General features: G+C 73.2%; 10 protein-coding genes and 1 pseudogene. 6 read left to right on the top strand and 5 right to left on the bottom strand.

Annotated elements, in window-relative coordinates; all coding sequences use genetic code 11:
- The first annotated feature begins 231 nt into the window (after positions 1-231).
- Genes DEI93_RS02595 through DEI93_RS02585 form a run of 3 tightly spaced genes read left to right on the top strand, consistent with a single transcriptional unit; the run spans position 232 to position 3,769 of the window.
- Complete coding sequence (locus DEI93_RS02595; protein WP_111119722.1) at positions 232-948, top strand: TetR/AcrR family transcriptional regulator; 717 nt, start codon at positions 232-234, stop codon at positions 946-948.
- Entirely contained in the window at positions 945-1,664 is a 720-nt protein-coding gene (locus tag DEI93_RS02590; RefSeq protein WP_146244400.1) for a P-loop NTPase family protein, read from the top strand. Before DEI93_RS02595 ends, DEI93_RS02590 begins: the two co-directional genes overlap by 4 nt.
- Positions 1,661-3,769: a YhgE/Pip domain-containing protein gene (locus DEI93_RS02585; protein WP_146244399.1), complete on the top strand. Its 2,109-nt coding sequence runs from the start codon at positions 1,661-1,663 to the stop codon at positions 3,767-3,769. Before DEI93_RS02590 ends, DEI93_RS02585 begins: the two co-directional genes overlap by 4 nt.
- Before the next feature lie 44 nt (positions 3,770-3,813).
- Here DEI93_RS02585 and DEI93_RS02580 read toward each other — a convergent pair whose 3' ends face one another.
- Together DEI93_RS02580 and DEI93_RS02575 are read right to left on the bottom strand one after the other, a co-directional pair.
- Entirely contained in the window at positions 3,814-4,620 is an 807-nt protein-coding gene (locus tag DEI93_RS02580; protein WP_111119720.1) for an NAD-dependent epimerase/dehydratase family protein, read from the bottom strand.
- Between the two features lie 220 nt (positions 4,621-4,840).
- Positions 4,841-5,485: pseudogene (locus DEI93_RS02575) on the bottom strand (TrmH family RNA methyltransferase); the annotation flags it as partial.
- Between the two features lie 319 nt (positions 5,486-5,804).
- On the opposite strand from DEI93_RS02575, the gene DEI93_RS02570 reads away from it, so the two are divergent.
- The gene (locus tag DEI93_RS02570; RefSeq protein WP_111012270.1) at positions 5,805-6,602 is read left to right on the top strand and encodes an HAD-IIA family hydrolase; all 798 of its coding nucleotides are present in this window, start codon (positions 5,805-5,807) and stop codon (positions 6,600-6,602) included.
- 55 nt (positions 6,603-6,657) lie between these two features.
- On the opposite strand, the gene DEI93_RS02565 is transcribed toward DEI93_RS02570, so the two are convergent.
- Positions 6,658-7,605: a CPBP family intramembrane glutamic endopeptidase gene (locus tag DEI93_RS02565; RefSeq protein ID WP_181436029.1), complete on the bottom strand. Its 948-nt coding sequence runs from the start codon at positions 7,603-7,605 to the stop codon at positions 6,658-6,660.
- A gap of 95 nt (positions 7,606-7,700) precedes the next feature.
- Between DEI93_RS02565 and DEI93_RS02560 the strand changes: the two genes are divergently transcribed.
- Both DEI93_RS02560 and DEI93_RS02555 read left to right on the top strand, forming a co-directional pair.
- Complete coding sequence (locus tag DEI93_RS02560) at positions 7,701-8,762, top strand: sodium:calcium antiporter (protein WP_111119718.1); 1,062 nt, start codon at positions 7,701-7,703, stop codon at positions 8,760-8,762.
- A gap of 53 nt (positions 8,763-8,815) precedes the next feature.
- Positions 8,816-9,763: an aldo/keto reductase gene (locus tag DEI93_RS02555; protein ID WP_111119717.1), complete on the top strand. Its 948-nt coding sequence runs from the start codon at positions 8,816-8,818 to the stop codon at positions 9,761-9,763.
- 253 nt (positions 9,764-10,016) lie between these two features.
- Here DEI93_RS02555 and DEI93_RS02550 read toward each other — a convergent pair whose 3' ends face one another.
- Both DEI93_RS02550 and pyrE read right to left on the bottom strand, forming a co-directional pair.
- Positions 10,017-12,083, bottom strand: coding sequence for a septum formation family protein (locus DEI93_RS02550; protein WP_111119716.1), 2,067 nt, complete (start codon positions 12,081-12,083; stop codon positions 10,017-10,019).
- 437 nt (positions 12,084-12,520) lie between these two features.
- On the bottom strand, positions 12,521-13,072 hold the full coding sequence (gene pyrE / locus DEI93_RS02545; protein ID WP_111011661.1) for an orotate phosphoribosyltransferase: 552 nt from the start codon (positions 13,070-13,072) through the stop codon (positions 12,521-12,523).
- Positions 13,073-13,107: the final 35 nt, after the last annotated feature.

The raw sequence follows: 13,107 nt of genomic DNA, 5'->3' as shown, positions 1-13,107 counted from the left end.
CGTGGGGCCCCTCGGGATTGCGCCGGTTCGTCATGTGCCGAGCATCGCATCGAAACACTAGGCCGTCTAACTACTTGTCCACCTTGCGCATCCTTTGCGTCAGAGCATCCCCTAGACGCGGGCCAAGGTCTCCGGAGGGTCGCAGAACGAACTCCGAGCCGCGTCGCGCAGCCGATCGCGATCCGCCACCCCGATGTTGCACAGCACTGTGCACGTTCGTAGGCTGATCCCATGCCCTCGAGGAGTCCGCGACGCGACGCAGCCGAGAACCGGACCGCGCTCGTCGACGCCGCCCGCACGGTCCTCCAGGCCGACCCCGACGGTTCGATCGAGACGATCGCCGCGGCGGCGGGCCTGTCGCGCCGCGCGGTCTACGGACACTTCCCCACCCGTGATGACCTGGTCGACGAGGTCGTCACGGGCGGCGCGCGCCGGATCCTCGGCACGATGCCCGCGGCGGCCGAGCTCGCACCGCTCCTGCCCGACGTCCGCATCGCGACCATCGCGGCCGCGCTCTGGGCCGAGGTGGCCGACGTCCGCTCCCTGGCCCGGATCGCCCTGCACGGACCCTCGGTCGACCGCATCGCGTCGGTGTTCGCCCCGCTCCGCGCCGCCGTGCTCGACGCCTGCGCCGACGGCGTCCGGGCCGGGCTCTTCCGCGACGACGTGCCCGTCGAGTCGCTCGCGCGCCTGGTCGAGGGCGCCTGCATCGCCGTGCTCGACGAGGCCACACGCGCCGGCACGAGTCCCGCCGACGGGCACCGCATGGTCGTCGTGTCCGCACTCGGCATGGCAGGGCTGGACTGGAGGTCCTCCCTCCATGTCCTCGAGACCGTCCCGCCGCGGACACCCACTGTCGCAGCCGCAGCCGCACCCGCACCCGCACCCGCACCCGCATCCGCATCCGCATCCGCATCCAGACCCGTCACCCCGGAGCCGCCCGCATGATCCTCGAACTCGACGCCCTCGCGATCGGCAGCGGGCCCGGCGCCCCACTGCCCCCGGTGTCCGCCGTCGCCGAACCCGGTCGCCCGGGGCTCGTCGCCGTCGAGACCGAGCAGACCCCCGTCGTGGCGTCGCTCGTCGCCGGCGGCCGGATGCAGCCCGACGCCGGCCGCCTGCTCGTCGACGGCGTCGAGGACCCGGACCGCGTCCGCCGGACGGTCGCCCTCGTCGACACACCGACCGTCGCCGAGCCCTTCGCCGTCATGACCGTGCGGCGCATCGTCCGCGAGGAACTCGCCTTCGCCGGGCGCCACGCCGGCCGCGACGCCGTCACGACCGTGCTCGACGAACTCGACCTGACCGAGTGGGCCGACACCCCGATCGAACGCGTCCCGACCGCGCAGCGCATCCGCCTGCTCGTCGAGCTCGCGCTGCTGCGCGACGGCATCGAGGGACTCGTCGTGACCACCCCCGAGCGCCACGGTGGGTCCGTGGCGGACTGGTTCGCGGTCCTCCAGAACGTCGCCGACCGCGGCATCGCCGTCCTCGTCATCGCCTCGGCGGCGGCCGTCGAGACCATCACCGCCATCATGCAGCGGAGCCAGCCACGAGCGGGAGGCACGGCGCACGACGGACGCGCACCGTCCCTCCCGGCCGCATCGCCAGCCGCACCCGCACCCGCACCCGCACCGTCCACCCAGGGGAGCACCCGCTCGTGACCACACCAGCACTCGTCCGCGCCGAACTCGGCCGGCTCACCGCGACCCCCCTCGCCCGCGTCGCGTTCATCGCGCTCATGATCGTGCCGCTGCTCTACGGCGGGCTGTACCTGTGGGCGAACCAGAACCCGTACGCCAAGCTCGACCACGTCCCCGCCGCGCTCGTCGTCAACGACACCGGGGCGACCGTCGACGGCCACCACGTCGACTACGGCGAGCAGGTGGCGAAGCAGACCGTCCGCGACGGCTCGTTCGACTGGACCGTCACGTCGGCGTCGGCCGCCACCTCCGGCATCAAGTCCGGCCGCTACGACTTCGTGGTCACGATCCCCGCGGCGTTCTCCCAGGACCTCGCGAGCGCCTCGGACAGCGACCCGCAGCGCGCCGAGCTCGTCATGACGACGAGCGACGCCAACTCGTACCTCGCGTCGACGATCGCGGAGCAGGCCGGCAAGACCATGCGCACCTCGGTCTCCGAGCAGGTCGGCAAGCGGGCCGCCAAGACCCTGCTCGTCGGGCTCGCGGACATCCGGACGAACCTGCTGCCGGCCGTCCGGGGCAGCGGGTCACTCGCGTCCGGTCTCGGGACGGCCGAGTCGGGCGCCCAGCAGCTCGCGGCGGGGACGGGGAAGCTCTCCTCCGGGGCGTCGCAACTCGCGTCGGGCACCGCCGACCTGCCGTCGCAGACCGCCGCGCTCGCCTCGGGCGCGTCGCGGGTGGCCTCCGGCTCGGCCTCGGTCGCGTCGGGCGCCGCGTCCCTGGACGCCGGGCTCGACCAGCTCCGGTCCCAGACGGCCTCGCTGCCGTCGTCGACGCAGCAACTCGCGACCGGTGCCGCACGGGTCGCCGCCGGCAACCAGCAGCTCGCCGCCACGTTCGACCCCGTGTTGAACGGCGTGGCCGCGCTGTCGCCCACCACCCTGCTGACGCAGATCCAGGCCGCCCTGCCCGCCGACGCCGCCCTGACACCCGCGCAGCAGGCCGCGATCGCCGCCGCGCTGCAGAACTCCACGCTGCAGCAGCAGATCACCGGCCTGCAGCAGCAGAGCGCCACGCTCCGCACCCAGCTCGACCAGCTCGCCTCCGGGTCCGCCCAGGTGTCGTCCGGCGCGGCCTCGCTCGCCACCGCGACCCCCACGCTGACGAACGGCATCGCCCGGCTCGATGACGGCGCCGGCACGCTGTCCTCCGGGTCCGCCCAGGTCTCCAGCGGCGCCGCGGCCGTGTCCTCCGGGGCATCGGCCCTGGCGAAGGGCGCCACGACCCTGTCCTCGGGCGCGTCGTCCCTCGCCGCCGGGGCAGCCACGGCCGATTCCGGCGCGACGTCCCTGGCGTCCGGACTCGACACCCTGCACGCCGGCGCAGTCGAGCTGCACACGTCGCTCAAGTCCGGTCGGAACGACATCCCCGCATCGAACGCCTCGACCCGGAACGCGCAGGCGTCGGTCATCTCGGACCCGGTGCGCGTCGCCGACCAGGACATCGCCAACGCCGGGACGTACGGCGCGGGGCTCGCCCCGTTCTTCATCTCGCTCGCGGCGTGGATCGGCATGTACGCGCTGTTCCTGATCCTGCGGCCGATCTCCCGCCGCGCGATCACCGCCGTCCGGAAGCCCCTGCCGATCACGCTCGGCGCCTGGCTCACCCCGGCGCTGCTCGGCCTCGTGCAGATGCTCGCGCTGTTCGCGATCGTGCGGTTCGCGCTGGGGTTCGGCGTGGAGCACGTCGCGGGCACGATCGCCGTGATGGTCCTCGCGTCGGTCACCTTCGCCGCGATCATCATGATGCTCAACGTGCTGCTCGGGTCCGTCGGGCAGTTCCTCGGGCTCGTGCTCATGCTCATCCAGCTCGTCACCGCGGGCGGGACCTTCCCGTGGCAGACGCTGCCCGCGCCGCTCGCCGCACTGCACTTCGCCCTGCCGATGAGCTACTCGGTCGACGCGATCCGGCAGCTCATGTACGGCGGCTCGGTGTCCGCTGCGTGGTCGGACTCGGGCGTGCTCGCTTGCTGGCTGCTCGGGGCACTGGTGGTCACCGCGCTCGTGGCCGGGCGGCAGAGTCGGTTCCGGACGCTGCGGGACCTGCGGCCGAGCCTGATCGGGTAGGCCGGGGCTCCGAGCGACGGGGCCTCGGGTCACGGGGCCTCGGGTCAGGGGGCCGGCTCGCCCAGGGGCTGCGTCGCCATGCTCCCCCCGAGCCACCGCATCTCCTCGTCGGGCATCGCGGCGAACTCCTCGTCGGACAGCACCGCGGCCGCGTCGTCGAGCGGGCGGAACCCGATCCGCTCCCCCGCCGTCAGGTCGACCTGCGAGCCGCTGTTCCGGGAGGTCGCCCACACCACGTGGTGCCCGGGCTCGGTCAACCCGACGGTGACCTCGACGAGGCGCGCGAGGTCGTCCGCGGACGTCCACACCCACCGCGCCCGTCGGGAGTGCGGACGCTCGGGCGCGAACGCCGCGATCCGGGCCGAGACGATCGACATCTCGAAACGGTCGACGAACAGGCTCCCGAGGAGTTCCATCACGGCCTTCGACACCCCGTAGTACGAGTCCGGGCGGGGCAGCCGGTCGCCGGGGACACTGCTCGGGGCGTCGTGCTCCTCGGCGACGAACCCGACGGCGTGGATCGAGCTCGCGAGCAGCACGCGGAGCACCCCGTTCGCCGCGGCGACCTCGAGCACGTCCTTGGTCCCGGTCATGTTCGTCGCGACGATGTCGTCCCAGGCGGCCTCGGTCGGGATGCCCGCGAGGTGCACGACCGTGTCGACGCCGATCATCGCGGTCTCGAGCGCGGCGCGGTCGTCGAGTTCCCCCGGCACGAAGCGCTCCCCGTCGCCCACCGGTGGGTCGGGCTCGCGCGCGTCGAACAGCACGAGGGAGTGTCCGGCCGCCAGGAGCCTCGGGCGCAGCGCCGACCCGATGCGTCCCGCGGCCCCGGTGATGAGCAGCGTCGCCATGCGTCGACACTACGGCCGGGAGGCCCACCACGGCCCAGGCGAGCACGCGCCGGTCATCGCCGGGTGCGCTGTCGCCGACGCCGCTGCACCCTCCCCCGGTGTCGAACCGCGGACGGGGGGCGTTGAACCGGGTACGGGACGTTGAACCGGGTGCGGGACGTTGAACCGGGGCATTCAGCGGTGCGACGTGCATTCGCGCGGTGCAACCCCGCGCCGCGGGTCAGCCCGCCGGTCGACGCCCGGCGCCGGGCAACACCCCGTGCTGCACGATCCACGCGTGCATGACGATCGCCGCCGCGGCCGAGGCGTTGATGCTCCGGGTCGACCCGAACTGCGTGATCTCGAGGGACCGGTCCGCGCCGGCGAGGGCCTCGGGCGAGAGCCCCGACCCCTCCTGCCCGAACAGGAACACGCACCGCTCGGGCACGGCCGCGGTCTCGATGGGCTCGGCGCCCGGCAGGTTGTCGATCGCGACGACCGGTCGCCCCTCGTCCCGCATCGCCGAGAGGAACGTCGCCACGTCGGGATGGTGCACCACGTGCTGGTACCGGTCGGTCACCATCGCTCCTCGTCGGTTCCAGCGCCGCCGCCCGATGATGTGCACGGTGCCGGCGAGGAACGCGTTCGCACTCCGCACGATCGACCCGATGTTGAGGTCGTGCTGCCAGTTCTCGATCGCGACGTCGAACCCGTGCCGACGGGTGTCGAGGTCGGCGACGATCGCCTCCATCCGCCAGTACCGGTAGGGGTCGACGACGTTGCGGGTGTCGCCGTGCTGCAGCAGCTCGGGGTCGAGCCGTGGGTCGTCGGGCCACGGTCGGGGGTGGGGCCCGACCCCGTGGGTGGTGTGCTCGTGTGTGACGGCGGGAGGGCGGGCGCCGGCACTGCGTCGGGGACGGCAGCGGGGCCTCCCGGCCGGACGGGGACGTCGGGTGCCGGGGCGTCGTCGGTCACCAGTCGAGGATACGGCGGCCGGGAGGCACGGGTCCGGTGCGCGTGCGCGTTCCCGCACCGAGCGGGCGGCCGGGAGGTGCGGCTCGGGTCCGCGTGCTCGATCCCTCACCACGTGGCCGGGCTGGCACTCCGCCCACAGGCAGCCGTGAGCCCGACGGGTGGTCGAGGCTGCGACGGTATGGTGAAGCGGCCCGCTGGGCGGCGGGACCGGACTCCGACGAGAGGGACGCATGGGATCGCGCGACGAGGTCGAGGCGTGGCTCACCGACATGGACGGCGTGCTCGTGCACGAGAACCACGCGCTCCCCGGGGCGCCCGAACTCGTGCAGCAGTGGCTCGACACCGGGACGCCGTTCCTCGTGCTGACGAACAACTCGATCTTCACGCCGCGTGACCTCAGCGCGCGGCTCCGACGGTCCGGTCTGAGTGTGCCGGAGGACCGCATCTGGACCTCGGCGCTGGCAACGGCCGACTTCTGCGCGTCGCAGATGCCCGGCGGTTCCGCGTTCGTGATCGGTGAGGCCGGCATGACGACCGCCCTGCACGAGGCCGGGTTCATCATGACCGAGACCGCGCCCGACTACGTCGTCGTCGGCGAGACTCGGAACTACTCGTTCGAGGCGATCACGAAGGCCGTGCGACTCATCCGCGACGGCGCCCGGTTCATCGTCACGAACCCGGACGCCACCGGTCCGAGCGCCGAGGGCGTCCTGCCCGCGACGGGCGCCATCGCCGCGATGATCTCGAAGGCCACGGGCAAGGAGCCCTACGTGGTCGGCAAGCCGAACCCGATGATGTTCCGCTCGGCGATGAACCGCATCGGGGCGCACTCCGAGAACACGGGGATGATCGGCGACCGGATGGACACCGACATCGTGGCGGGCATCGAGGCCGGGCTGCACACCATCCTGGTGATGAGCGGCATCAGCGACATGTCCGAGGTCGAGCGGTACCCGTTCCGTCCCAACGAGATCCTGTCGGGCGTGCACGAGCTCGTGACGCAGACCCCGTACGAAGTGGAGATGTAGGGGCTGCTCGGGTTGGTTCCCTCCGCGTCCCGGCCCCGGGGGAGGGCCGTCACAGCTACCCCAGGACCACCGGCTCGGCGTCGGACGCGGGACCCGACGGCGGCGGCCCCTCGGACACCGGACCCGACGGCGGCGGCCCATCGGCGGCGTGCGGTGAGACGGCCGCCGGGACCTCGAACGCCGAGCGTGGTGGAACGTGCTTCCAGCGCTGCGCGAGGCGCCGGGGCCGATCGGTGTGCAGCGCGACGAACGCGGCAGCGACGACGCCGAACACGAGGATCCCGAAGGTCAGCAGCCCGAGGAACCCGACGACGGGCAGCGGCACACTCGTTCCCGCGGCTCCGGCACCGATCACGCCGAAGTCCCAGACCGCGTGCAACAGCATCGGCACGAGCAGGGTCCGGGTGAGCCGCCGCGCGATGTACAGCACGGACCCGAACGCGGCCGCGAACACCACCTGTTCGATCGTGGTCCCGAGGCCCTGTCCGGCGAGGGCGTTCAGCAGGTGCAGGCAGCCGAACACCGCCGAGGACACCATCCACACCCAGAGTTCCGGCAGGCGACGACGGAGTCCGACGAGCAGGACGCCGCGGGCCATGGTCTCCTCGAAGAACCCGACGAGCAGCGTCGCCAGTCCGAGCAGCAAGAAGTAGGCGAGGGGGCGGCCGTTCCAGGCGACGGTGGCGAGCCTCCCCGCCTCGATGAGGAGGATGACGATCGGCGCGACGGCCGCCCATCCGGGGGCTCCGCGACGCAGGTCGATCGTGCCGATGCGCCACCAACCGAGTCCGGTCACGACGAGGGCGAGCGCGACGGCGGCGATCGCCTCGGGCACGAGCAGGGCGGTGACCACGCTCGGGATCGTCAGGCCGACCCGCTCGTAGTCGTCACCGGGCCGGGCACGGATGACCTCGATCGTCGCGAACACCACGACCGGCGCGATGCCGACCAGGAGGGACGGGGGGACGCGCGGACGCCTGCGCTCCGTCGACCGTTCGCGCACGCCGCTCCCCCGCTCCGGGCGTCCGGGCGCGCCCTGCAGGGAGCGTACATCGCCGCTCCGGCACCGCGTCGGCTCCCGGAGGGTTCGATGGGACCATGGCGTCCCTCCCGTTCTGGCTGCTCGTGCTCGTGTTCGTGGCGGGGTCCGCCGTCATCTGGGTGGCGGGCATCCAGCTGTCGAAGACCACCGACGTGCTCGACGACCGCCTGCACCTCGGGAGCGCGCTCGGGGGCCTCATCGTGCTCGCCCTCGCGACGAACCTGCCCGAGATCGCGATCACGGTGAGCGCCGCGTTCTCCGGCTCGATCGAGGTCGCGGCCGGGAACATCCTCGGCGGCATCGCGCTGCAGACCGTCGTCATCATGATCATCGACGCGTTCGGCAAGCGCGGGAAGGGCGTCAAGCCGATCACCTACCGTGCCGCGTCGCTCGGACTCGTGCTCGAGGCGATCGTCGTCGTCGCCGTGCTCGCGGTCGTCATCGCAGGGAGCCAGCTGCCCTCGAACCTGCTGTTCGCCCGGCTGACCCCGGACGTGGTCCTCATCGCCGCGATCTGGGTCGTCGGCCTGCTCCTCGTTCAGCGGGCGAGCAAGAGCCTGCCGTGGCACGACAACGGCACGGCCCCCGACAGCTCGCCGCACGCGACCGGGCACCGCCGCTCCAAGCCGAAGCCGCCGCCGATGAGCACCGCGAAGGCCGCGATCGTCTTCGCGGTGTCGGCCGCGGCGACGCTCGTCGCAGGTGTCGCGGTGGAGCAGGCGGGCGATGCCGCCTCGGGGCAGATCGGCCTGTCGGGCGTGCTGTTCGGCGCGACCGTCCTGGCCCTGGCGACGAGCCTGCCGGAGATCTCCACGGGCCTCCAGGCCGTCAAGCAGGGCGATGACAACCTGGCGATCAGCGACATCTTCGGCGGGAACGCGTTCCTGCCGGTGCTGTTCCTCGTCGCGACCCTGATCAGCGGCAAGGCGGTGCTGCCGCAGGCGAACGCGAGCGACATCTACCTGACGGCGATCGCCGCGCTGCTCACTCTCGTCTACGCGGTCGGGCTCGTGTTCCGGCCGCAGAAGCGGATCATCGGCATGGGGATCGACTCGTTCGTCGTGCTCGTGCTGTACCTGATCGGGGTGGGCGGACTCATCGCGATCTCCGTCGGCTGAGGATCCGTACCGGTCCCGGAGCGACTCGGAGGCCCGAGGCATAGCCTCGCGGCATGACCCGCATCGGCACCAGTGACCTCCACGTCTTCCCCCTCGCCCTCGGCGGCAACGTCTTCGGTTGGACCGCGGACGAGCAGACCTCGCACGACGTCCTCAGCGCGTACGTCGACGGCGGCGGGAACTTCATCGACACCGCCGACGTCTACTCGGCATGGGCCCCGGGTAACTCGGGTGGTGAGTCCGAGACCGTCATCGGATCGTGGCTCGCGGCGACGGGCAAGCGCGACGACGTCGTGATCGCGACGAAGGGCTCGCAGCACCCGGAGTACCAGGGCCTCGCAGCGGACACCGTCGCCGCGGCCGCCCGTGCCTCGCTGCAGCGCCTCGGCACCGACCGCATCGACCTCTACTACGCGCACTTCGACGACCAGGACACCCCGCTCGAGGAGACCGTCCGTGCGTTCGACCAGCTCGTCAAGGACGGCATCGTCCGCTACACCGCGATCTCGAACTACTCCGTCGACCGCGCCCGCGAGTGGATCCGGATCGCACAGGAGAACGGCCTCGCCGAGCCGGTCGCGATCCAGCCGCACTACAACCTCGTCAAGCGGCAGCCGTACGAGGCCGAGCTCGCACCGTTCGTGCACGAGACCCACCTCGGCGTCGTGCCGTACTTCGCGCTCGCCGCCGGGTTCCTGACGGGCAAGTACCGCACCCGCGAGGACATCGCGGGCAAGGACCGCCAGGGGCAGCTCGAGGGGTACTTCTCGGACGAGGGGTTGCGCGTGGTCGACGCCCTCGCCTCGGTCGCCGAGGCGCACGACGCCCCGATCGCGTCGGTCGCGCTCGCCTGGCTGCAGACGCGACCGGACGTCGTCGCGCCGATCGCGAGCGCCCGGAATCTCGAGCAGCTGCCGGCGCTCCTCCGGTCCGCCGAGCTCGTGCTGACGGCCGACGAGATCGCCGCGCTCACCGACGCGTCGGCCGCCGTGCCCGCCTGACCCGGGACCGATCGGACGACGGACGGGAGGCGCGGTACCAGCGGGTGCCGCGCCTCCCGTCCGTCGTGTCGGACGTCCGGAGGGTCGGTGCGAGCGGGTGCCGCACCTCCCGTCCGTCGTGTCGAACGTCCGGAGGGTCGGTGCGAGCGGGTGCCGCACCTCCCGTCCGTCGTGTCGGAGGTCCGGAGGGTCGGTGCGAGCGGGTGCCGCGCCTCCCGTCCGGCGCGCGGGGGCAGCGCGACGGCGACCGCGGTCAGGCCGAGGGCGCGAGCGAACTCGTCAGTGGCTGTCCCGACGACCGCGAGGCGAAGCAGTAGTAGTAGCGGTCGCCCGCGTTCCACTCGCTCTGGTCCGCCGGGTAGGCGCCCTGGACCTGTAGGTCCGTGTAGGCGGCCGCGGCGCCGAGGTCGATCGCACTGGTCGCGCTGCACAGTTCGGTCATCTGGCCGCGTAATGCGTCGGGCCCGGGGTAGCCGGCCTGGGTCAGCGTGCCGCGGAACGTCATCTGCGCAGCGTGGGCGGCCGAGCAGTCGACGACCGTGAAGGTCTGTGCCCACGCGTTCTCATACGGTGACAAGCACTCGCCGCCCGCGAGGTCGCGCCACGAGTGCTGCCCCACCGACGCCGCCGTGGTGGCGAACACCGCCGCGGCCGAAGGAGCCGGCGCGGGCGTCGAGGACGCCGTCCGGGACGACGCCGCTGCCGGTGACCGTGACGGCTTCGACGACGACGTGGAGGACGGAGCCGGCGCCGGCTGGTTCTGCGGGTCGCCGCCGAGGATCCACCGCACGACGAGGAACACGAGCACGAGCAACACGATGATGATCGCGATCGCGCCGTACACGAGCAGCTGCTTGCCCCGACGACCCTGCGCGGCGAGGCGCCCGAAGCCCTCGTTGAGGAGGTTGTCGCCACGGCCGTCACGACGCCCGACCGGCACGGCACCACGAGCGCTCTGACCCGGGAGCACCGAGCCGGCGGAAGGACCGGCGCCGGCCGGAGCGGCACCAGGAGCGCCGGTCGGAGGAGCACCGGGAGCACCGACGACGGGCATCATCCGCGTGCCCGTGTCCCCCGCGCGCCCGGCGGCGGAGTCGGCGTGGTCGTCGCCGAGGGCAGCGTCGTCCTCGACCCCGTCGACGGCACGGAGTGCGCCCGTCCCGAACAGCGCGTTGATCGCCCGGGTGTCACTGGTCTCGCGGCCGTCCCACTCGGTCTGGTCGACGACGTCCGCGGGGCCGGTCTCGGGGACGTCCGCGGGGCCGGTCTCGGGCGCCCAGGCGATCGTCTCCGGCTGTCGCTCGGGACGGGGACGGCCGTCGTCCGGCACGTGCGCCGAGCGGTCGGTGCCGAGCAACGCGTCGAGGTCCTGGCCGACGGCCGGAGGCAGGTGGGCCGGGTAGACCTGCTCGGGGTGGGCCGGGTCCACGGGCGACACCAGGGGCGGCGCGGCCGTGGGTGGAAGCGGATCGGCGGCGCGCGAGGGGCTCTCGGGCACGACTGCGGGGCCGGTCTCGGGCTGCGCCCACCAGGGCAGCGCAGCGGTGGGGGTGTCGACGCCGGAGTCGTCCGTGTCGCGTTCGGCGGCGTCTGCCGTGTCGACGACGGGCTCCGCGGTGTCGGATCCCGCAGGGACGCCCTCGGGGGCGTCGTGCTGCGCCGGGATGGCCGCCGTGACCTCGGAGTGCGCGGACTGCGCGGTCAGCGCGGAGCCCGCCTCGGCGGCGTCCGATCCCGCATCGTCGTCCGACAGGGACCAACGCGTCGGCCGGGAGCCCGCTGCGGGGGCAGGGACGGCAGCGGCAGGAACGGGAGCAGCGGAGGCAGCAGGGGCAGCTGCAGGTCCGTCGACGACCGCGGCACGGCTCGCCTCGGCGTCGACATCACCAGCACGGTCAGCGCCGTCGGCATCACCGGCATCGGCGTCGCGGTCGGCGTTCGTGCCCTCGTCGTCGGCACCACCGAGCGCGGCCCAGTCGAAGCGCGAGTCGTGGTCGGACGTTCCGGCGCCCGCTGCCTCGTCGCCCGGCAGGCGCAGCAGGTCGGTGAAGGTCGGCCGCTCCTCGCCGCGGGGCAACCGGGCGCGGACGCCCGCGACGGGCGGCTCCGTCGGTGCGGCCGCGGGCGGGATCAGGTCGTCGCGCTCCGACGGGAGGCTCGGGGCCACCCCCGTCGCTCGACCGAGCCAGTCGACGTCCTCACGGCCGGTGCCGTGCGGGTCGACCCGACGGCGCTCCTCGTCGATCGCGCGGATCTCCTCGGCGCGCTGATCCCGAGTGGACCGTGCCGTGGGCAGCTGCAGGGAGCTCGGATGGGACACCGCCCGGGCAGGGGGCTCCGGCGCAGCAGGCGGTTCTGGGGCAGCAGGCGGCTCCGGCGCAGCAGGCGGCTCCGGCGCAGCAGGCGGCTCTGGGGCAGCAGGCGGCTCCGGCGCAGCAGGCGGCTCCGGCGCAGCAGACGGCTCTGGGGCAGCAGGCGGCTCCGGCACAGCAGACGGGTCCACGGGCGGCAGCTCCGGCGGGACCTGCGCGGTCGGCGGCAATGGCGTCACCTCGCCCGACTCGGCGGCACGCTCGGCGGCTCGGCGCTCTCGGCGGGTCGGCCAGTTGTCAGGGAGCTTCGCCTCGCCGAAGATCGACGACGCGCTGCGGAGACCGCTCGGTGGGACGGGGCGCGCGGCGGTGCGAGCGTCGTCATCCGACCGGACAGCATCGTCCGGACGGGGTTCCTCGGGCTCGCCGTCGGTGGGACGTCCGCTCACGGGGCCAGCCCGAGGTCGGCCAGTCCGATCGCCGCGTAGTAGGGGTACCCGGCACGCTCGATGGCTTCCTTCGCGCCGGTGTCACGGTCGACCACGACGGCGACGGCGGCGATGATGGCGCCTTCGCGCTCGAGCGCCTCGGCGGCCTTGAGCGGGGAGCCACCCGTGGTCGAGGTGTCCTCGAGCACGACGACGCGCTTGCCCCGCACGTCGGGGCCCTCGACCTGCCGGCCGCGGCCGTGGTCCTTCGGCTCCTTGCGGACGACGAACGCGTCGTAGGCCTGGCCCCGGGCCGCGGCCTGGTGCAGCACCGCGGTGGCGATCGGGTCGGCGCCCATGGTCAGTCCGCCGACCGCGACGACGTCGGGGACCTCGGCGACGAGGTCCGTCATCACCTGGCCGATGAGCGGCGCGACCCGGTGGTCGAGGCTGACCTTGCGCAGGTCGATGTAGTACGTCGCCTTCTTGCCGCTGGTCAACGTGAAGTCGCCGTGGAACACGGCCTCGTCCCGGATGTGGGCGATCAGCTGGCTACGCGCGTCGGTCACGATCCACCACAGTATCCGCTCCCCCTCGGGGATCC

Source organism: Curtobacterium sp. MCBD17_035 (genome assembly GCF_003234815.2).
Taxonomy (GTDB): Bacteria; Actinomycetota; Actinomycetes; order Actinomycetales; family Microbacteriaceae; genus Curtobacterium.
The sequence above is the reverse complement of the archived record's forward strand: the minus strand, read 5'-3'. Positions and strand labels throughout refer to the sequence as shown.

Coding starts and splice junctions, on each gene's coding strand:
- DEI93_RS02595 (WP_111119722.1), top strand. CDS start 232: ATGCCCTCGAGGAGTCCGCGACGCGACGCAGCCGAGAACCGGACCGCG.
- DEI93_RS02590 (WP_146244400.1), top strand. CDS start 945: ATGATCCTCGAACTCGACGCCCTCGCGATCGGCAGCGGGCCCGGCGCC.
- DEI93_RS02580 (WP_111119720.1), bottom strand. CDS start 4,620: ATGGCGACGCTGCTCATCACCGGGGCCGCGGGACGCATCGGGTCGGCG.
- DEI93_RS02570 (WP_111012270.1), top strand. CDS start 5,805: ATGGGATCGCGCGACGAGGTCGAGGCGTGGCTCACCGACATGGACGGC.
- DEI93_RS02560 (WP_111119718.1), top strand. CDS start 7,701: ATGGCGTCCCTCCCGTTCTGGCTGCTCGTGCTCGTGTTCGTGGCGGGG.
- DEI93_RS02555 (WP_111119717.1), top strand. CDS start 8,816: ATGACCCGCATCGGCACCAGTGACCTCCACGTCTTCCCCCTCGCCCTC.